Annotated in this window: 20 protein-coding genes and 1 tRNA gene; 15 read left to right on the top strand and 6 right to left on the bottom strand. The window is 69.7% G+C overall.

Translation table 11 applies throughout. The annotated features are described in order from the left end of the window. Positions 1-40 precede the first annotated feature (40 nt). The 4 genes from ASD65_RS05195 to ASD65_RS05180 all read left to right on the top strand — a co-directional run bounded on the left by ASD65_RS05195 (position 41) and on the right by ASD65_RS05180 (position 3,489). Complete coding sequence (locus ASD65_RS05195) at positions 41-559, top strand: DUF501 domain-containing protein (RefSeq protein ID WP_056224498.1); 519 nt, start codon at positions 41-43, stop codon at positions 557-559. Next, positions 556-1,869 carry a S8 family serine peptidase gene (locus tag ASD65_RS05190; RefSeq protein ID WP_235566608.1) on the top strand — a complete coding sequence of 438 codons (1,314 nt, stop codon included), beginning with the start codon at positions 556-558 and terminating at the stop codon, positions 1,867-1,869. Before ASD65_RS05195 ends, ASD65_RS05190 begins: the two co-directional genes overlap by 4 nt. A gap of 20 nt (positions 1,870-1,889) precedes the next feature. Continuing rightward, positions 1,890-3,287: an NAD(P)/FAD-dependent oxidoreductase gene (locus tag ASD65_RS05185; RefSeq protein ID WP_056224493.1), complete on the top strand. Its 1,398-nt coding sequence runs from the start codon at positions 1,890-1,892 to the stop codon at positions 3,285-3,287. Positions 3,288-3,415: 128 nt separating this feature from the next. After that, positions 3,416-3,489, top strand: a tRNA-Leu gene (locus ASD65_RS05180). Between the two features lie 2 nt (positions 3,490-3,491). Here ASD65_RS05180 and ASD65_RS05175 read toward each other — a convergent pair. Then, positions 3,492-3,935, bottom strand: coding sequence for an ester cyclase (locus tag ASD65_RS05175; protein WP_056219402.1), 444 nt, complete (start codon positions 3,933-3,935; stop codon positions 3,492-3,494). Between the two features lie 83 nt (positions 3,936-4,018). Here ASD65_RS05175 and ASD65_RS05170 point away from each other — a divergent pair, with 83 nt between their 5' ends. The 6 genes from ASD65_RS05170 (at position 4,019) to ASD65_RS05145 (ending at position 9,929) form a co-directional block, all read left to right on the top strand. After that, positions 4,019-4,630, top strand: coding sequence for a TetR/AcrR family transcriptional regulator (locus ASD65_RS05170; RefSeq protein ID WP_056224491.1), 612 nt, complete (start codon positions 4,019-4,021; stop codon positions 4,628-4,630). 61 nt (positions 4,631-4,691) lie between these two features. Beyond that, positions 4,692-5,927, top strand: coding sequence for an amino acid deaminase/aldolase (locus ASD65_RS05165; RefSeq protein WP_056219400.1), 1,236 nt, complete (start codon positions 4,692-4,694; stop codon positions 5,925-5,927). Further along, positions 5,924-7,237, top strand: coding sequence for a D-arabinono-1,4-lactone oxidase (locus tag ASD65_RS05160; RefSeq protein WP_056219397.1), 1,314 nt, complete (start codon positions 5,924-5,926; stop codon positions 7,235-7,237). The genes ASD65_RS05165 and ASD65_RS05160 overlap by 4 nt, the downstream gene beginning before the upstream one ends. Positions 7,238-7,319: 82 nt before the next feature. Continuing rightward, the gene (locus ASD65_RS05155; RefSeq protein WP_056219392.1) at positions 7,320-7,889 is read left to right on the top strand and encodes a LemA family protein; all 570 of its coding nucleotides are present in this window, start codon (positions 7,320-7,322) and stop codon (positions 7,887-7,889) included. Between the two features lie 8 nt (positions 7,890-7,897). Beyond that, positions 7,898-8,788, top strand: coding sequence for a M48 family metalloprotease (locus ASD65_RS05150; RefSeq protein ID WP_056219391.1), 891 nt, complete (start codon positions 7,898-7,900; stop codon positions 8,786-8,788). 49 nt (positions 8,789-8,837) lie between these two features. Beyond that, a complete protein-coding gene (locus tag ASD65_RS05145; RefSeq protein ID WP_056219388.1) occupies positions 8,838-9,929 on the top strand; it encodes a DNA glycosylase AlkZ-like family protein in 1,092 nt (363 codons plus the stop codon). Between the two features lie 2 nt (positions 9,930-9,931). Here the strand turns inward: ASD65_RS05145 and ASD65_RS05140 are convergent, their stop codons facing one another. Both ASD65_RS05140 and ASD65_RS05135 read right to left on the bottom strand, forming a co-directional pair. Then, positions 9,932-10,849 (bottom strand): hypothetical protein, encoded by a 918-nt coding sequence (locus ASD65_RS05140; RefSeq protein ID WP_056219385.1) that lies wholly within the window; start codon positions 10,847-10,849, stop codon positions 9,932-9,934. After that, the gene (locus ASD65_RS05135) at positions 10,846-12,138 is read right to left on the bottom strand and encodes a winged helix-turn-helix domain-containing protein (protein ID WP_056219382.1); all 1,293 of its coding nucleotides are present in this window, start codon (positions 12,136-12,138) and stop codon (positions 10,846-10,848) included. Before ASD65_RS05135 ends, ASD65_RS05140 begins: the two co-directional genes overlap by 4 nt. 74 nt (positions 12,139-12,212) lie before the next feature. Between ASD65_RS05135 and ASD65_RS05130 the strand changes: the two genes are divergently transcribed. Beyond that, positions 12,213-13,400, top strand: a complete 1,188-nt coding sequence (locus tag ASD65_RS05130) for an AI-2E family transporter (protein ID WP_056219380.1) — start codon at positions 12,213-12,215, stop codon at positions 13,398-13,400. Then, on the top strand, positions 13,397-14,623 hold the full coding sequence (ilvA, locus tag ASD65_RS05125; RefSeq protein ID WP_056219377.1) for a threonine ammonia-lyase: 1,227 nt from the start codon (positions 13,397-13,399) through the stop codon (positions 14,621-14,623). Before ASD65_RS05130 ends, ilvA begins: the two co-directional genes overlap by 4 nt. 72 nt (positions 14,624-14,695) lie before the next feature. Here ilvA and greA read toward each other — a convergent pair whose 3' ends face one another. Together greA and ASD65_RS05115 are read right to left on the bottom strand one after the other, a co-directional pair. Beyond that, positions 14,696-15,184, bottom strand: coding sequence for a transcription elongation factor GreA (greA, locus tag ASD65_RS05120; protein WP_056219373.1), 489 nt, complete (start codon positions 15,182-15,184; stop codon positions 14,696-14,698). A gap of 88 nt (positions 15,185-15,272) precedes the next feature. Further along, positions 15,273-15,665: a DUF4307 domain-containing protein gene (locus ASD65_RS05115; protein ID WP_056219370.1), complete on the bottom strand. Its 393-nt coding sequence runs from the start codon at positions 15,663-15,665 to the stop codon at positions 15,273-15,275. An 85-nt stretch (positions 15,666-15,750) separates the two neighbouring features. On the opposite strand from ASD65_RS05115, the gene ASD65_RS05110 reads away from it, so the two are divergent. After that, a complete protein-coding gene (locus tag ASD65_RS05110) occupies positions 15,751-16,074 on the top strand; it encodes a hypothetical protein (RefSeq protein ID WP_056219366.1) in 324 nt (107 codons plus the stop codon). Between the two features lie 11 nt (positions 16,075-16,085). Here ASD65_RS05110 and trhA read toward each other — a convergent pair whose 3' ends face one another. Continuing rightward, positions 16,086-16,790, bottom strand: coding sequence for a PAQR family membrane homeostasis protein TrhA (gene trhA / locus ASD65_RS05105; protein WP_056219363.1), 705 nt, complete (start codon positions 16,788-16,790; stop codon positions 16,086-16,088). Between the two features lie 125 nt (positions 16,791-16,915). Here trhA and ASD65_RS05100 point away from each other — a divergent pair, with 125 nt between their 5' ends. Then, complete coding sequence (locus tag ASD65_RS05100) at positions 16,916-17,701, top strand: isoprenyl transferase (protein ID WP_056219361.1); 786 nt, start codon at positions 16,916-16,918, stop codon at positions 17,699-17,701. Between the two features lie 44 nt (positions 17,702-17,745). Continuing rightward, positions 17,746-18,882: an aminotransferase class V-fold PLP-dependent enzyme gene (locus ASD65_RS05095; protein ID WP_235566607.1), complete on the top strand. Its 1,137-nt coding sequence runs from the start codon at positions 17,746-17,748 to the stop codon at positions 18,880-18,882. Positions 18,883-18,902: the final 20 nt, after the last annotated feature.

Genomic DNA, 18,902 nt, shown 5'->3' with positions numbered 1-18,902 from the left:
GGTCCAGCGGCGTCCCAGCCGCTCCCGGTACCCTGGCGAGGTGACGACCCCGCCATATCCTCCCGTGACCGCCGCCGATCTGGCCGTGCTGCAGACGCAGCTCGGACGCCCCGCGCGAGGTGTGCTGGGGGTCGCGGCGCGCTGCGTCTGCGGCAACCCGACAGTCGTGGCGACCGCGCCGCGGCTGCCCGACGGCACGCCGTTCCCGACGTTCTACTACCTCACGCATCCTGCCGCGACGATCGCGATGTCAGTGCTCGAGGCCGACCACGTGATGCGCGAGCTGTCCGATGAGCTTGCCGCCGACGAAGAGATCGCGGCCGCGTACCAGCGCGCGCACGAGGCCTACCTGCGCGACCGTGAGGCGTACGGCGATGTGCCGGAGATCGCGGGGATCTCGGCCGGCGGCATGCCCACCCGGGTCAAGTGCCTGCACGCGCTCGCAGGGCACGCACTGGCCGCGGGGCCCGGCGTCAACCCCATCGGCGATCTCGCCCTGGAGCGGTCCACCTGGTCCCCGATGCGGTGCGTCTGCGCAGAGCCGGGAGCCTCGGGGTGAGCCGGCGGTGGGTCGCCGGAGTCGGTGCCGTGCTCGTGGGCGCGCTGGCCTCGACGCTGCTGACCGGTGCGACCACGCCGACGCCGCCCGCACCCGGTGCGGATCCGGTCCGCGCCGCCCAGTACTGGCTGGACGACTACGGCATCCGTGACGCCTGGAAGACCAGCAAGGGCGCCGGCGTGCGCATCGCGGTGATCGACACGGGCATCGGCAAGGGGCCGGTCGAGTTCAACGGTGCCGTCGTCGGTGGAACGGACGTGTCGGGCTCCGGCACGCCCGACGGCCGCACCCCGGTCGGTGCGGTGGACGCGAACCACGGCAGCTGGGTCGGATCGCTCGCCGGATCCCGGGGCACGGGACCGGGCACCGGCATGATCGGCGTCGCGCCGGAGGCCGAGCTGCTCTCGATCTCGGTCGGCTTCGGCACCTCGGCGAAGGTTCCGTTCGCGGAGCAGATCGCCGACGCCATGCGCTGGGCCGTCGACCACGGCGCCGACGTGATCAACCTGTCGCTGACGACCAACATGCCGGACTGGGACACGAGCTGGGACAGCGCATTCCTGTACGCCTACGAGCACGACGTCGTCGTGGTCGTAGCCGCGGGCAACCGCGGGAGCGGCACCACGAGGGTCGGAGCGCCGGCGACGATCCCCGGCGTCCTGACCGTCGCCGGAGTGGACCCCCAGGGCAAGGCCAGCGTCGAGGCCTCGACGCAGGGCATCACGATCGGCGTCGCCGCCCCCAGCGAGGACCTGCTCGGAGTCTCGGCGGACGGGCGGCTCGTGCAGTGGGACGGCACCAGCGGTGCGGCCCCCATCGTGGCGGGCATCGCCGCACTCGTGCGATCCGCACATCCGGACATGGACGCGAACAACGTCATCAACCACATCATCCGCACCGCGCGACCCGCCGCCGGCGCGAAGACCGTCCCCGATCCTCTCTACGGGTACGGATTGGTGGATGCGGCGGCCGCCGTGACCGCGGATCTCCCCACCGTCGCCACCAACCCGATGGGCAGCCTCAAGGACTGGATCCGGCTGTATCGCCGGGCAGCCGTGGAGCCGGCGCCCGAGACCACCCGTCCGCCGGTCACGATCCCGCCGTTGCCGCGCGCCGATTCCGTCACACGTGCGACATCCCCCCTGCTTCCGTCGACCGACACCCTGCTCTACGGGAGCCTGCCGCTCATTGCACTCACCCTCAGCGCTATACTGGTGGCGCTCGGCGTCACCGCAGCTGTCCGACGCATCCGATCGGCGCGCACGTCTCGCGCCGAGCCGTTGATCCGCAAGGAGACCTCCCCATCGTGACCACCACCGTCACTAATGCTGTGCCCAAGATCCTCATCGTCGGTGGTGGGTATGCCGGGTTCTACACCGCCTGGAAGCTCGAGAAGCAGCTTCGCAAGGGCGCGGCCGAAGTCACCGTCGTGGACCCGCTGCCGTACATGACGTATCAGCCCTTCCTCCCCGAGGTCGCGGCCGGCTCGATCGAGGCGCGTCACTCCGTGGTCGCGCTGCGCCGTCACCTGAAGCGCACGACGGTCCTGGCCGCGAAGGTCACCAAGATCGACCACGCGCACAAGGTCGCCACGATCACCCCGAACGAGGGCGAGCCGTGGGAGCAGGAGTACGACCAGATCGTCGTGACCGCCGGCGCCGTCTCGCGCACCTTCCCGATCCCGGGCATCGCCGACAACGCGATCGGGCTCAAGACCATCGAAGAGGCCGTCGCGATCCGTGACCGCCTGATGTCGAACTTCGACCGCGCATCGACCATTCCTCCGGGACCGGCACGCGACCGCCTGCTGACCGTCGTCGTCGTCGGTGGCGGCTTCGCCGGCATCGAGGTGTTCGCCGAGCTGCGCTCGCTGGCCTCGTCGCTGGTGAAGAACTACCCGCAGATCACGTTCGACGACACGCACTTCCACCTCATCGAGGCGATGGGCCGCATCATGCCCGAGGTGTCGCTGAAGACGAGCGAGTGGGTGCTGAAGGATCTCGCCAAGCGCGGAGCATCCGTGCACCTGGACACGCAGGTCACCGGGGCCGTCGACGGCGTCGTCGAGCTGTCCACCGGCGAGGCGATCCCGACCGACCTCATCATCTGGACGGCCGGCGTCATGGCCAACCCGACCGTGGTGCGCGGCGGCGACCTTCCCGTCGAGGAGCGCGGCCGCATCCGCACCCGCGCCGACCTCCGTGTCGGCACCGCGGACGAGGTCGTCGAAGGCGCCTGGGCCGCCGGTGACGTCGCGGCCGTGCCCGACCTGACCGGTGGAGGCGTCGGCGGCTACTGCGTGCCCAACGCCCAGCACGCCGTCCGTCAGGCCAAGCTGCTGTCGAAGAACATCATCGCCGTCATGCAGGGCGAGGTGCCGCGCGAGTACTTCCACAAGAACATGGGTGCCGTCGCAGGCCTCGGCCTCTACAACGGTGTCTTCCAGTCCGGTGGACTGGCGCTGAAGGGCTTCATCGCCTGGCTCGCGCACCGCGGCTACCACGGCCTGGCGATGCCGTCGTGGGAGCGCAAGTGGCGCGTGCTGTGGGGCTGGTGGAACAACCTGTGGCTCGGCCGTGACATGGTCAATCTCGAGGCCGTGCAGAACCCGCGCTACGTCTTCGAAGAGTTCGCCGCACGTCCGCGTCCGCCGCAGCCCGTCGAGGCGGCAGCACCGGTGGCCAAGGCCGCCGAGCCCGTCGTCGAGAAGACGGCAGCCGCACGCTGATCTGAGTGACTCTCGAGCGGAGACGGCTTCGGCCGTCTCCGCTCGTTCTCATTTCCCGGTCGTTCGCCGCGGAGCGGTGATCGATGCCCGGTATCGTGGGGCGACGAGCCCCGCATGCGCTGGCGCTCGCCCCCGTAGCCCAACCGGCAGAGGCAGGCGACTTAAAATCGCTTCAGTCCGGGTTCGAACCCCGGCGGGGGTACATCACTCGGCGGCAGGTTGCGGCATCCGCCCCAGGCGCATCAGGATCGCGAAGCGATCCGGCACGCCCCAGTGCTCGACGATGCGCCCGTCCCGCACACGGGCGATGTCGATGACGGTGAAGTGCACGGCGTTGCCGGTGGGGGGACCGAAGAACGGACCGGTGTTGGTGCCTTCGCCTTCGGCGCGGACCCACACGATGTCGTCGTTCTCGGCCCAATCGCCGATGGTGAACCGGAGGTCGGGAAAGCCGCGGTGGACATCGCCGATGCCGCGCTTCACCTTCGCGATGGCGTCCGGACCCGTGCCGGAGAGGCCGAACTGATGCTCGATCAGATCGGGGGAGCACAGCTCGTCGACGATGTCCTGGTTCCCGGTGGCGAACCCTTCGTGCAGCATGCGCTCGAGCACGCGCAGCGCGTCGGTGGCGACTCGTTCAGTCTTCATGGCAGCTCCTGATTCACGTTCGACAGTGATAATGCACTGACTGCAGTGACACTGCACCCAATGCACTGGCTAGTGTGATCTCCGTGGACCACGACGTCAAGACCCCGAAGTCGTCGTACCGTCAGGAGCAGGCCGAGACGACGAAGCTGCGCATCGCGGATGCCGCGCAGCTCAGGTTCGCGCGTGACGGCTACAGCGTCACCAGCATGGAGTCCATCGCGCGGCAGGCCGGCGTCGGGACCCGGACGGTGTACGCCGCGTTCGGCGCGAAGCGCGAGATCCTCAACGTCATCTGCGAGCGCTGGCTGGAACGCGCCGGTGCGCGCACCCTCGCCCGCGAGATCCTGGCAGCCCCGGAGCCGCGCGCACGTCTGCGGGGTGCGGCCACATGGCTGACCACCCTGTACTCGGCGGGGTTCGACGTCGTCCGCATCCTGGATGCGGCGATGGACGAGGATGCCGAGACGCGGGAGCTGCTGCACTCCAAGCTGCGCGGGCGCAATCGCATCATGGATGCGCTGATCGCCTCCGTCGACACCGAGCTGGCGGTACCGCTCGAGGACGCGCAGGCGATCTACCGCGCGTTCGCCGCGGTGGGCGTCTACGGAGCACTGGTCATCGACGCGGGGTGGTCGCCGAAACGCTTCGAGGAGTGGCTCGCCGACACGCTGAGTGCACAGCTCCTGGCCGTGTGACGGACAGGCCTGTCCGGAGTCGTAGGCTGTACCGCATGTGTGCTGACGCACGGCGGGCCCGATGAGCCTCGACCTCCTGACCACCCCGCAGGCGGGGACATCCGAGCCATGGCGCTCACCGGCCGCGTATTGGCACGGGATGACGAAGGCGCTCGCCGATGTCTCCGGTCCGGTCGCCGCCCTGAACCTCCCGGCACTGCGCTACAACGCGCTCGACATGGTGGTGCGCTCCAGTGGCGTGCCGATCCGGGTGGCGAGCAAGTCCGTGCGCGTGCGCGAGGTCATCGACGCGACCCTCGCGTTGGCCGGCTACCAGGGCATTCTGGCGTTCACCCTGCCGGAGGCGCTGTGGCTCGCCGAGACGCACGACGATGTCGTGCTGGGGTACCCGACGGTCGATCGCGCGGCCCTCGCGGCCCTGGTGAACGACCCGGTCGCGGCCGCCCGCATCACGCTCATGGTCGACGACCTGGCGCAGCTCGACCTGGTGGATGCCGTGCTGCCGCCGTCGCAGCGCGAGGTCATCCGCCTCGCCATCGATGCCGACGCCTCCTGGCGTGCGCCCGGACTCGGGCACATCGGCGTGCACCGGTCGCCCGTGCACGACCCGGCCGAGGTAGCGACCCTCGCGCGGGGCATCGCGGCCCGCCCCGGCTTCACCCTGGTCGGACTGATGATGTACGAGGCCCAGATCGCCGGGCAGGGGGATGCCACCGGGTCGGGCGACGCGGTCATCCGTTGGATGCAGCGCCGTTCCGGCCACGAGCTGCTCGAGCGTCGCGCCGCCATCGTGGCGGCCCTACGCGACATCGCTCCGCTCGAGTTCGTCAACGGCGGCGGTACCGGCTCGCTCGAGCTGACCGCATCCGACCACGCCGTCACCGAGGTGACGGCCGGCAGCGGGCTGCTGGCAGGGCACCTGTTCGACGGCTACCGGGCGTTCGACCTCGCTCCGGCCGCGGCGTTCGCGCTCGAGGTTGTGCGTAAGCCGCAGGCCGATATCGCCACCGTGCTGGGCGGCGGCTGGATCGCCTCCGGCCCGCCGGTCGCATCACGTCAGCCGCTGCCGGTGTGGCCCCCGGGGTTGAAGACGAACTCCCGCGAGGGCGCCGGTGAGGTGCAGACCCCGCTGCAGGGCGAAGCGGCCCGCAGCCTGAAGGTGGGGGACCGTGTCTGGTTCCGCCACTCCAAGAGCGGTGAGCTGGCCGAGCGGGTGGAGAACTATCACGTGGTCGATGGCGACCAGATCGTCGGCACGGTGCCGACGTATCGCGGTGAAGGAAAGGCGTTCCTGTGACACGACCCGGTGGACAGTGGCAGAACTGGGGTCGATCGGCGAAGGTCCGTCCTCAGCGCGTCGAATTCCCTTCCAGCACTGCGGCCGTACAGCGTGCCGTGCTCGCCGCGGGAGCGCGAGGCATGCGGCTCAAGGCGGTCGGCGCGGGCCACAGCTTCACCGGGATCGCTGTGGCGCCCGGCGTGCTGCTGGATCTGACCGAGCTCACCGGACTGGTCGAGGTCGACCGCGAGCGGCAGCGCGTCCGCCTGCGCGCGGGCACGCGGCTGCACCAGATCCCGCACATCCTCGCCCCGTACGGCTTGGCCATGCCCAACCTCGGCGACATCGACCGTCAGTCCATCTCGGGCGCCATCTCCACCGGCACGCACGGCACGGGCGCGAACTTCGGCGGCATCTCCACGCAGGTAGTCGGCGCGACGCTGATCACCGCATCCGGTGAGCTGCTCACCGTGAGCGAGACCGAGAATCCGGAGCTGCTGCCCGCCGTCGCGCTCGGCCTCGGCGCGCTCGGCGTGCTCGTCGACGTCACGCTGCAGTGCGTTCCCGCCTTCGTGTTGGAGGCCATCGAGCAGCCGGAGCCGCTCGCCGCTGTGCTCGCGACGCTCGAGGAACGCGTCGCGGCATCCGATCATTTCGAGTTCTACTGGTTCCCGCACACGGACGTGGCGCTGACCAAGGTCAACAACCGGCTGCCCGAGAGCGCCGTGCGCAAGTCGCTGCCCAAGGTGGGGAAGTGGATCGACGAGACACTGCTCTCGAACGGCATCTACCGGGTGCTGTGCGGAGCAGCCACCGCCGCGCCTGCGATCGTGCCGCCGTTCTCCCGGCTCGCGGTGAAGCTCACCGGCAACCGGGAGTACACCGAGATCTCGACGCGGGTGTTCACACAGTCCCGCACGGTGCGCTTCCGCGAAATGGAATACGCACTGCCCGCCGAGAACGTCCGTCCCGCCTTCGAGGCCGTGTGTGCGCTGATCGAGGAACGCGGCTGGAAGATCTCGTTCCCGATCGAGGTGCGCTTCGCCGCCTCGGACGACCTCTGGCTGTCCACCGCGCATGGCCGCGCATCCGGGTACATCGCCGTGCACCGCTACTGGCGCGAGGACCCGACAGAGTACTTCGAAGCCGTCGAGCGGATCATGCTCGCCCACGGCGGGCGCCCGCACTGGGGCAAGATGCACACGCTGGATGCCGGCATCCTGCGCGAGCGCTACCCCCGCTTCGACGAGTTCGTCGCTCTGCGCGACCGACTCGATCCGCAGCGTATGTTCCAGAATCGGTATCTGGAGCGCGTCCTCGGTGAGTAACGGCTGAGAGTCCCCGCCTGAGCCTCATCCCGCCGGGTGCCGCTCGCTAGGATGAGGTTAAATCTCGAACGGAGTCGCACGCATGTGGGAATGGCTGATCCCGGTACTGATCGTCGTCGCGCTGATCCTCATCGTCGGCATCTACCTGTGGGCGACGTACAACTCGCTGGTGCAGTTGAATGTCCGCGTCGATGAGGCGTGGAGCGACATCACCGTTCAGCTCAAGCGTCGAGCCGACCTGCTGCCGAACCTCATCGAGGCCGTCAAGGGCTATGCCGCGCATGAGAAGGCGGTCTTCGAGAACGTCACGCGAGCCCGAGCGGAGACTCTGACGGCGGGAAGCCCTGCCGATGCGGGCGTCGCCGAGGGGCACATGCAACAGGCGCTCAAGTCGCTGTTCGCCGTGGCGGAGGCCTACCCGCAGCTTCAGGCGAGCCAGAACTTCCTGCAGCTGCAGCAGTCGATCGTCGACACCGAAGACAAGATCCAGGCATCCCGCCGGTTCTACAACGGCGGCGTGCGCGAGCTCAACACGAAGATCAAGGTGTTCCCGAACAACATGTTCGCGCGCAACCTCGGCTTCCACGAGCGTGAGTTCTTCGAGGTCGTCGACGGCGCCGCGATCTCGGAGCCGCCGCGCGTCCAGTTCTGAGCTGACGCGTGTACAGCGCCATCGCGAGGAACAAGCGCAACACCTGGTTCATCCTCCTGGCATTCGTGCTGCTGCTCGGCGCGATCGGCCTGCTCGCGGGCTGGCTCGCCGGCAACAACTGGTGGATCACCGCATTCATCCTGGTCTTCGCGGCCGGATACGCGACGTTCCAGTACTTCTTCGCCGACCGTGAGGCCATCGCCCTCTCCGGCGCGACCGAGGTGACGAAGGCCGATGCGCCGCGGTTTTACCGTCTGGTCGAGAACCTGTGCATCACGACGGGCACCCCGATGCCGCGCCTCTACGTCGTCGAGGACGCGGCGCCGAACGCATTCGCGACCGGCCGGAAGCCTGAGGAAGCCTCGATCACCGTCACGACCGGGCTGTTCGAGTTGATGACCGACCGCGAACTCGAGGGTGTGCTCGGCCACGAGCTCGGACATATCCGCAACTACGACATCCGCGTCTCGCTCATCGTGTTCGGACTCGTCGTCGCCGTCGGCATCCTCGCCGACATGCTCATGCGGGTCGCCTTCTTCGGCGGCCGCGGCCGGGGCAACGGCAATGGTCAAGCCCAGCTGTTCCTGCTGATCTTCGGCGTCGTCGCCGCGTTGGTCGCCCCGCTGCTGGCGGGGGCCGTGCAGGCCGCGATCTCGCGGCAGCGCGAATACCTCGCCGACGCGACGAGTGCGATGACCACCCGCGACCCCGAGGGCCTCGCCTCCGCCCTCGGCAAGCTCGGCGAGTACGGCCGGCCGTTGCAGCGCGCCAACACCTCGATGGCGCATCTGTGGATCGCCGATCCGCTCCAGCCGAACGCGCTGGCACGCATGTTCGCCACCCACCCGCCGATCCCGGACCGCATCGCGCGGCTCGAGAAGATGGGCGGCACGTTCTAGCGACCGGATGCCGCGGCCCACGTCGGCAGCGGTCGGTACTCTCGCAACCATGGTCCTTCGCCTGAGTCCCCAGGACGCGCGGCGCATCGCCGTGCGCGCGCAGCTGCTGACGGCGCAGCGGCCGGGCGGCATCGTCGAGACGATCGACGAGCTCACCGTGCTGAACATCGACCCGACCGTCGCGATCGCGCCGAGCGCTGATCTCATCCTGTGGAGTCGGCTGGGGTGGCCGTACCAGCCGGCGGACCTCCGCCAAGCCGTCGAGGTGGACCGCTCCGTGTTCGAATGGGGTGGCTTCTACCGGCCGATGACCGACCTCGCGCTCTATCTGCCGGATATGGCCGCCTGGCCGTCATGGGAGAAGCAGCGCGCGTGGATGGTGGCGAACGACGGGTTCCGCGTGGAGGTGCTGGATCGGCTGCGCGCCGACGGACCGCTGCGCACGGGCGAGATCCCGGATACGAGCCGGGAGCCGTGGCCATCGTCGGGATGGACGAACAACCGCAACGTGACGCAGATGCTCGAGTTCCTCACCGCGCGAGGCGAGGTGGCGATCTCGGGCCGCGAGGGCAAGGAACGGGTCTGGGATGTCTCGGACCGCGTCTACCCGCAGGACGTGGCCGCGCTGACCGCCGAGGAGGCGCATCAGCGTCGTTCGGAGCGCCGCCTCGGCGCGCTCGGCATCGCCCGGGCCAAGGCGGTCGCGCAGCCGGTGGAGCAGCTCGGCGTCGGTCTGGTGGGGGAGGAGGCCGTCATCGACGGCGTGGAGGGCATCTGGCGGGTGGCGCCCGGACTGGTGCAAGGGCTCGACGACTTCGCACCGCGCACCGCCCTGCTCTCGCCCTTCGATCGGCTGGTGTTCGATCGGGACCGCACGCGGGACCTCTTCGGGTTCGAGTACATCCTCGAGATGTACAAGCCTGCGGCGAAGCGGCGCTGGGGGTATTTCGCGCTGCCTATCCTGCACGGCGACAGTCTCATCGGAAAGCTCGATGCGAGGGCCGACCGCAAGGAGGGCGTGCTGCGGGTCACGGCCATCCACGAGGACGAATCGTTCCGTCCGGAGGCGGCCGACGCGGTACGCGCCGAGATCGCCGATCTCGCGGACTGGCTGGGGCTCGGCGTCGTCGGTCTGGACTGAGGTCAGTGGACGGCGAGGTCCATGCCGCCGTCGTCGAACGACACCCTGCCGCGCAGCGCCCAGTCATCCGCCCGATAGGTGAATGACGCAGCCGCACCGGCGCGGTCGGTGCCGGAGGCGGTCGCGACGATCACTCCGTCGGTCGCGGCGAACGAGGTGCCGTCCTTGCCGAGAGCCACCGTCGGGTACTCCTCGATCCGGAATGAGATCGAGGTCAGCGCGGCGAGATCGGCCGCCCACGGCACGCGCAGGCCGCAGTGGGCAGGTACCGATGCCGCGGTGGCTGCGCAGGCGTCGGCGTAGGCGTCGAGCTGCGTCTGCGCCTGCGCGGTCGCCTCCGGTGCGACGGATGCCTCGACCAGCACCTCCACAGGAAGATCGGGCAGGGCAAGGGCCTCGGCGGTACCGGAGAGCAGCGCTTCGGGCGCCGCACGAACCGGGTAGACCGAGGGAAGGACGCCCACCGGTTTGCCGGCGGGTACGACGGCGGCGCCGATCTGCACGACGTCGCCGATCGTGGTGTCGACGGTGACGGTCGCGAGTGTCTCTCCGACGAGCTGCCAGCCGTCCGGTCGCGGGGTCAGGGCGAAGTCCATCCGCCGACGTTCGCCATCCAGCTCCGCCGTCGCACGCACGACCTGCGTGCGCTTGACGGTCGTGATCTCCTCGATCCGCGCCTCGGACGGCAGCTCGGTGGCCCCATCGAAGGCGGCCTCGATCGCGGCGACGTGATCCGGGTCGAGCGTGGGATCGAGCATGTCCTCGATGGTCGCGAAGTCACCGGTCGACAGGGCGTGCAGGTACCGCTGCGCCGCATCTTCCGCACTCGGCGTGCGGGTCATCGACCACCACAGGCCCAGACCGCCGGCGATCAGGACTGCCGCTACTGCGGCGACCGCAATGACCGCTCCGCGTCTCACGCGACGAACTCGCTGACGCCTTCGCCTTCGACGGGTGCCGGGTCGCCGACGCCGGGACGCGCCTCGTGGCGGACCGCGTCCGGCATCACGACGGCCAGGTCGGCGACGGCGTCGCCCCAGCCGGAGATCGAGATGTGCTCCAGCCCCTGCCACTGCGCGGCAGTGCGCAGCTCTGCCGCGACCCTGGCCGCGGCATCCGCCGGTCGTCCGTGCTCCCACCACGCCGACTGCACGCGCAGCGTCGAGTTCGCCCGATCCGCCTTGAGGTCGATGCGGCCGACCAGGTCGTCGCCGACGAGGACGGGCAGGGAGTAGTACCCGAACCGCCGCTGCGGCGCGGGGGTGTAGATCTCGATCCGGTACGCGAAGTCGAACAGGCGCTCGGCGCGGTCGCGGAACCAGACGACGGGGTCGAACGGCGTCAGCAGGGCGGTGGCGTCGATGCGGCGGGGAAGCGCCGCGTCGCGGTGCGCCCAGGCGCGCGCGGGGCGTCCGGCGCTGGTCCAGCCCGCGACCGTGACCGGGACGAGCTCGCCCGAGTCTTCGAGCTCGCCGATCGCCGCCGTCACTCCGGCGCGGTCCTTGATCCGGAAGTAGTCGGCCAGGTCGGAGGCCGTGGCCACTCCGTACGCCTGTGCGGCGCGGCGGATGAGCTCGCGGATCGCGTCGTCGCGCGGCACCGGGTTGGCGAGGGCGTGGGCGGGGATCACATGCTCGGCCAGGCCGTAGCGCCGCTCGAATCCGCGGCGGCCGGCGATGGCGACGTCGCCGAAGAGCCAGAGGCGCTCGAGGGCGTTCTTGACCACATCCCAGTCCCACCAGGGGCCGCGTGCGGCCTGCTTGGCGTCGTGCTCGATCTGCGCCGGCCGCAGCGGACCGCGGGCGGCCAGCTCGGCGAGCACCCAGTCCACGATCTCGCGGTGCTGCTGGAACCACGTGTCCGACGCCGTGCCGTACTTCGCGCGGTTGTCGTCCATCCGGAAGCGGAACAGTCCCCAGTCGGCGGCGGGGATGAAGGCCGCCACGTGGGCCCAGGACTCGACATAGGCGGGCTTCGGGGTGAACAGGAGACGATCCAGAGCGGTCGTGTCGTACGCGCCGAGCCGCGAGAACAGCGGCATGTAGTGCGACCGTGCGAACACGTTCACGGAGTCGATCTGCAGCGTGCGCATCCGGGACAGCGCGAGGTTGAGCTGTCGCGTGCCGGGATCGGCCGGGCGCGCGCGGGCGAAGCCCTGCGCGGCCAGCGCCATCCGACGCGCTTCTGCGGCGCTGAGGGTCTCCTTCACGCGGGCAAGCCTAGCGGCGGACTCCGACACCCGATCGGCCTCGAGCCCGTGCACCGCGCACCTAGACTGGCGTGATGAGCGGCCCCGACGAGAAGCCCCGTGCCTCGTTCCTCGACACCATCCGCAACCGCACGGTGTCGACCGAGCTGTCCGGTTCGATTCCGCACGGTCTGCGTGTCGCCACCGCCTATTCCTGGCGCATCCTGGTCATCGCGGCAGCGATCGCCCTGGCTGTCTGGCTGGTCATCCAGCTGAAGCTCCTCGTCATCCCGCTGATGGTCGCCATCCTGATCACCGCGCTGCTCTGGCCGGTCTTCTCCTGGATGCTGCGGCGCCGGGTGCCGCGCTGGCTCGCCATCGTCATCTCGGTCGTGGGCACGTTCGCCATCGTGGGAGGCCTCCTATGGCTCGCGATCTGGCAGATCACGCGCCAGTGGAGTTCGGTGCAGGCGAGCACGGCGGAGGCGCTCGAGCATTTCCGTCAGTACCTGATCGACGGACCGCTGCAGCTCACCGAAGCGCAGATCGACGGCTTTCTCGGCCAGACGTGGACGTTCATCCAGCAGCAGGCCGAGCTGCTCTGGTCGGGCGCCCTGGCGATCGGCTCGACCGTCGGCCATGTCGCAACGGGCGCCGTGCTGGCCCTGTTCATCCTCCTGTGCATCCTCGCGGACGGCGCCGGCATCTGGCGCTGGACCGTCCGACTCTTCCCGAAGCAGGCGCGTCCGGCCGCCGATGGCGCGGGCCGTGCCGGCTGGGTGACCGTCGTCAACTACGCACGCACCCAGCTGCTGGTGGCCTCCATCGACGCCGTCGGCATCGGGCTCGGCGCGTTCCTGCTCGGCGTGCCGCTGGCCATTCCGGTAGCTGTGCTGGTGTTCCTCGGCGCGTTCGTGCCGATCGTCGGTGCCGTCGTCACCGGAACCGTCGCCGTGTTCCTCGCCCTGGTCTACAACGGGCCGTGGATCGCACTGTGGATGCTCGTGGTCGTGCTGGGCGTCCAGCAGCTCGAGGGCCACGTCCTGCAGCCGCTGCTGATGGGATCCGCCGTGAAGGTGCACCCGCTCGCGGTCGTGCTGGTGGTGGCCGGCGGCGCGATGATCGCCGGCATCCCGGGCGCCCTGTTCGCCGTACCTTTGGCCGCGTTCGTGAACGTGGTCGCCGTCTATCTGGGTTCGCGGTCGTGGAAAGAGGGCGCAGCCCCACCAACGGGCGACCTCATCTGGAGCACCGTCCCACGTCCGAGGAGGACCACCGCGTGACCATCCCCACACTGGCCGAGTTCGAGGATGCTGCGGCCACGCTGCGAGGCGTGATCTCGCACACTCCGCTCGAGGAGTCGCAGCACCTGTCCGAAGTGCTCGGCGTGCCCGTCTCCCTCAAGCTCGAGAACCTGCAGCGCACCGGATCCTTCAAGATCCGCGGAGCGACGTATCGGCTGTCCCGGCTGACCGCCGAGGAGCGCGCCCGCGGCGTCGTGGCGGCGTCGGCCGGCAACCACGCCCAGGGCGTCGCCCTCGCCGCACAGAAGCTCGGGATCGCGGCGACGATCTTCATGCCGCTCGGGGTTCCGGTGCCCAAGCTCCTGGCCACGCGCGGGTACGGCGCCGAGGTCGTGCTCGAGGGTGCGACCGTCGAGACGCCGCTGCGCCTCGCGGCGGAGTTCGCCGAGCGCACCGGCGCGGTACTGATCCACCCGTTCGACCACCGCGACATCATCGTCGGCCAGGGCACGCTGGGTCTCGAGCTCTTCGACGACCTGCCCGAGGTCGAGACCGTCCTGGTCGGGATCGGCGGGGGAGGCCTGGCTGCCGGAGTGGCGGCCGCCGTGCGCGCCCGCGCCGCCGCCGTCGGCCGCACCGTGCACATCATCGGCGTGCAGGCCGAGAACTCGGCGGCGTACCCCAGCTCGCTGGCGGCAGGTCGTCCGCTCGAAGTGGCGACCCGTCCGACGATCGCCGACGGCATTGCCGTCGCGCGCCCCGGTGATCTGCCGTTCGAGATCATCAGCCAGCTGCTCGACGACGTCGTCACGGTCACCGAGGACGACATCGCGCGCGCCCTGCTGGTGCTGCTCGAACGTGCCAAGCAGGTCGTCGAACCGGCAGGAGCCGTCGGCACCGCCGCCATCCTGGCGGGCAAGGTCCCCGCGCTCGGCCCGACGATCTCGATCCTCTCCGGCGGCAACATCGACCCGTTGCTGCTGCAGCGCGTCGTCGCACACGGGCTGGCGGCATCCGGTCGCTACATGTCGCTGCGCATCCCGCTGCCTGACCGTCCCGGTCAGCTCGCGCGTGTGTCCGAGCTGCTCGCGCAGGCGGGGGCGAACGTGATCGAGGTGCTGCACACCCGGCATGGCCAGGGGATGCAGATCAGCGAGGTCATCCTGCAGCTCAGCGTCGAGACCCGCGGCGAGGACCACCGCGCGCATGTCATCGAGACGCTGCGGGCCGCCGGCTTCGAACCGTCCGTCGTCGTCGACTGACACCGTCGACCGCACGCGAAACGCCCTGCCGGATCGGCAGGGCGTTTCTGCGCCGTCTGGCGGCGTGCGGGCTCAGCCCAGGTATGTGTCGACCTTGACGATCTCCACCGCGATCTCGCGGCCGTTGGGGGCCGTATAGGAGGTCTTCTCGCCCACCTTGAGGCCCAGGATGGCCGAACCGAGCGGGGAGGCCTCGCTGTAGACGTCGAGATCGGTGCCGACCCCGATCTCGCGGTTGCCGAGGAGGAAGCGCTCTTCGCCGCCGGCGACCAGCGCGGTCACGACGGTACCGGGCTCGACGATGCCGCGGCTGGCGGGCGCCTCGCTCACGGTGGCGGTCTTCAGCAGGTGCTGGAGGGTGCGGATGCGCGCCTCCTGCTTGCCCTGCTCGTCTTTGGCTGCGTGGTAGCCGCCGTTCTCCTTGAGGTCGCCCTCTTCGCGCGCGGATTCGATCTTCTTCGCGATCTCTTCGCGCCCCGTCGTGGACAGGTGCTCGAGTTCGCCGGCGAGGCGGTCGTACGCCTCCTGGGTGAGGAACGTCACCGGGGCATCGCTGGACACGTCGGTCTCCTTCGGTCGGCAGGTCGTCGATATGTCAAAACGCCCCGGCTAGATGCCAGGGCGTAGATCGACTGAGGTTCCGGCCAGACTACGTCACCCAGCAGGAGTTGACCAAACCGTTGGTCGCGGCTGCGATCGTGGGGATCGTCTCGCGGAAGGCCCGCGCGTGCAGGTCGGAGGCCTCGATCTCCACGATCCGCCAGCCCACGACGCCGTGCTCCTCGTCCTGCGCCTCGAGCGCGCACGCGACGGTCGCGCCGCGCGGAGCGCTGATCTGGAAGTTGACGGTCACCGAGTGCTCGTCGTTGATGCTGTAGGCGGTGTCGTCGACGCCGACGTCATCCATCGCGTTGGAGACCGTGAGCCAGGAGAAGCCGCCGACCGCGAGCACGGCCAGGGTGCCGAGCACGCCGATGGTCCACCGGCGCGCCGCAGAGCCGGTGCGCCCGTAGCGTTCGTCGAGCTGGTCCTGAGTGGTCATGTCGCCCCATCGGCAAGTGCGGTGTGTCGGGAAGATTAGGCTGGAGACTCCAGGCTATGCGCTTCTGCGCGGAACGAGGACATCGATGCACGCAGTGTTCGGCGCGCTGACGGCTTTCGCGGCCACCGCGACTCCCACCCCGGAGCAGACGGTCGACCCGCAGCTCGTGACCCCGGGTCCGTGGGGCTTCGTGGCGATCGCGCTCGTGGCGCTCGCCGTGGTCCTGCTGGTCTGGGACATGCTCCGCCGGATCCGGCGCGGACGCTACCGCGACGAGGTGCGTGAAGAGCTGGACGCCGAGGAGCAGGCCGCGCGCGCCGTCGCGGCGACCGAAGTCGACGACGAGAATGCGGATGCCGCGGACGACGTCGCCGGTCAGGACGACGGCCCGGAGACGCCCCGGCAGTAGCAGGGTTCGGCTCAGCCGGGGAGGCCCAGCGACGGGCTCAGCGGCTGCAGCGCGATCAGCAGGCACGCCGTCCAGTGGCAGAGGAACGCCAGCAGCGTGCACACGTGGAAGATCTCGTGGAAGCCGAAGTGGCCGGGCCACGGGTTGGGCTTCTTCAGCGCGTACACGATCGCGCCGCCGGTGTAGAGCAGTCCGCCGACGGCGACGAGGATCATCATCGCCGCGTTCGCGGCGAACAGGTCGCCGAAGTACATCACGGCCGCCCAGCCCATGACGAGGTAGAGCCCGACGTACAGCCAGCGCGGTGCGTTGATCCAGAAGACACGGAACAGGATGCCGAGCAGGGCGCCGCTCCACACCAGGATGAGCAGCAGCGTGCCCTTCTCGGGCGGGAGCGCCAGGACGGCGATCGGGGTGTAGGTTCCGGCGATCAGCAGGAAGATGTTGGCGTGGTCGATGCGCTTGAGCACCGCTTTGGTCGTCGGTCCCCAGTTGAAGCGGTGGTAAAGAGCGGAATTGCCGAACAGCAGGATCGAGGTCGTCATGAAGACGGCCGACGCCCACTTCGCGGGCGTGCCCTGGGCGAGCACGATCAGGACGATGCCGGCCGCGATCGCGACCGGGAAGGTCGCTGCGTGGATCCAGCCGCGCCACGTCGGTTTGACCTCGACCTGCGCGTCGGCGGCGGCGTCCTCCATGAGGGGGAGCTCGGGCATCTCGACGCCCTCAGCGGGCTTTGCACGGCGGGACATGGTCAGAGCATATGTCCCTGCGCATGCCCCCGCGGGCACGTGAACGCCCGCCTGAGCGAAGCCCAGGCTGGGCGCGGTACGTTAGGCGTGTGACGCGCGTCCAGTCGAACGAGGGAAGAGGGCCCCTCTACCGGCTCTACATCAACCGGCTGCGCCGCCGGCTCGACCCCGATGCCGTGCCCCACCACATCGCGATGATGATCGACGGCAACCGCCGTTGGGCCCGCCAGCTGGGATATGAGACCGCGGCCCACGGGCATCGCGCCGGCGCGGCGAAGATGCGGCAGTTTCTGGAGTGGTGCGACGAGATCGGCATCAAGGTGGTCTCGCTCTACCTGCTCTCCACCGACAACCTCTCCAAGCGCGACTCGCGCGAGCTGTCGGATCTGATCGAGATCATCGCCGAGCTGGCGGATGAGCTCTCGCACGACCGGGACTGGCGTGTGCAGCACGTCGGCCGGGCAGATCTGCTGCCGCCCGACCTGGCGCGCTGCCTCGCGGAAGCGGCGGAACGCACGCGGGAGAACACCGGCATGCACGTCAATCTCGCGGTCGCCTACGGCGGGCGCAGCGAGATCGTCGACGCCGTGCGCAGCATCATCGCGCAGCACGATCGTGACGGCGGGTCGCTCGAGGAGCTCGCCGCCAGCCTCACCCCGGAGCAGATCGGCGAGCACCTGTACACGGGCGGTCAGCCCGATCCCGACCTCGTGATCCGCACCTCGGGGGAGCAGCGCCTGAGTGACTTCCTGCTGTGGCAGAGCGCGCACAGCGAGTTCTACTTCGTGGAGGCCCTCGGACCGGATCTGCGCGAGGTCGACTTCCTGCGCGCGGTCCGCGACTTCACGTCGAGAGACCGTCGCTACGGCAGCTGAAGCCCGACACTCCGGGGGCGTCGCCGTCATGCCAGACTATGACGGTGTCAGACAGTGCTGTAACGGATCTGGATCCCTATTTCGCCTCGTTCGACGGGGAGCCGGGATACCTCGACTGGGCTGCATTCGGCCCCCTGTCGCCGCTGGTCCGCAGCGAATCCGCCGCGGATGCCGAGCTGCTCGGCTCGGGTCGCAGCTCCAGCATCGACCTGGTCGCCGACCACCTCCGTGAGGCGCGGGTGACGCTGGCGGCACTGCTGGACGGTCAGGAGGACCAGGTCGTCCTGCAGCCCTCGACGACCTACGGTCTGATGCAGGCGATCTACGGACTGTCCGGCGGACTGATGCTCTCCCGTGCCGAGTTCCCGAGTCTCACGATCGCGGCGACCCGCGCCGAAGAGGCGCTCGGCGCGATCCAGGTGCAGTGGTTGGAACCCGACGACGGCTGCGTGACGCCCGAGGCGGTCCGCGAGGCGCTCACCGACGACACGCGCGCCGTGGCGGTGAGTCTGGTGGATTTCCGCACCGGTTACCGGGCCGACCTGTCGGCGCTGCGCGACGTGATCGGCGATCGTCTCCTGATCGTCGATGCCGTGCAGGGTTTCGGCATGGTGGAGGCCGACTACGCCGCCGCCGACGTCGTCTGCGGCAACGGCTACAAGTGGCTGCGCGCCGGGCGCGGCACCGGCTTCGCGTGGTTCGGTGAGCGTGCACTGGAGCGGATCACGCCGGTGCTCTCCGGCTTCGCGGGTGTGGAGGGTGACCTCCCACTCGACGTCGTGCCGCTGCCCGCGGCATCCGCTCGCGCATTCACCGTGAGCGGCTTCGATCCGCTGGCCGCAGCGCGCCTGGCCACGGGCCTGCGTGAGGTGCACGATGCCGGCGTCGCCGCCATTGAAGCCGAGCTGAGCGAGCGCACGCGCGACGTCATGTTCTTCGCTGACCGCTACGAGGTCCCGGTCATCACGCCGCGTGATCCCGCTCGCCGCGCGGGCATCGTGACGCTCGCCCCCGCACCGCAGGACACCGCACCACTGGCTGCCTCGCTGGCCAACCACGGACTGACCGTGACCGTGCGCGGCGGCCGGGTGCGCATCTCCCCGCACGTGGGCACCGGCGCCGACACGTTGCGTCTCTTCGGCGACGCGCTGGCGGCGTTCTCATCGACGCGCGTTTGGTGAAACCCACCCGAATCACAGAG

The organism is Microbacterium sp. Root61 (assembly GCF_001427525.1).
In the GTDB taxonomy this organism is placed as follows: domain Bacteria; phylum Actinomycetota; class Actinomycetes; order Actinomycetales; family Microbacteriaceae; genus Microbacterium.
The sequence above is the reverse complement of the archived record's forward strand: the minus strand, read 5'-3'. Positions and strand labels throughout refer to the sequence as shown.

Coding starts and splice junctions, on each gene's coding strand:
- ASD65_RS05175 (WP_056219402.1), bottom strand. CDS start 3,935: ATGAAGACTGAACGAGTCGCCACCGACGCGCTGCGCGTGCTCGAGCGC.
- ASD65_RS05130 (WP_056219380.1), top strand. CDS start 12,213: ATGAGCGGCCCCGACGAGAAGCCCCGTGCCTCGTTCCTCGACACCATC.
- ASD65_RS05115 (WP_056219370.1), bottom strand. CDS start 15,665: ATGACCACTCAGGACCAGCTCGACGAACGCTACGGGCGCACCGGCTCT.
- ASD65_RS05110 (WP_056219366.1), top strand. CDS start 15,751: ATGCACGCAGTGTTCGGCGCGCTGACGGCTTTCGCGGCCACCGCGACT.
- ASD65_RS05165 (WP_056219400.1), top strand. CDS start 4,692: ATGAGCCTCGACCTCCTGACCACCCCGCAGGCGGGGACATCCGAGCCA.
- trhA (WP_056219363.1), bottom strand. CDS start 16,790: ATGCCCGAGCTCCCCCTCATGGAGGACGCCGCCGCCGACGCGCAGGTC.
- ASD65_RS05145 (WP_056219388.1), top strand. CDS start 8,838: ATGGTCCTTCGCCTGAGTCCCCAGGACGCGCGGCGCATCGCCGTGCGC.
- ASD65_RS05155 (WP_056219392.1), top strand. CDS start 7,320: ATGTGGGAATGGCTGATCCCGGTACTGATCGTCGTCGCGCTGATCCTC.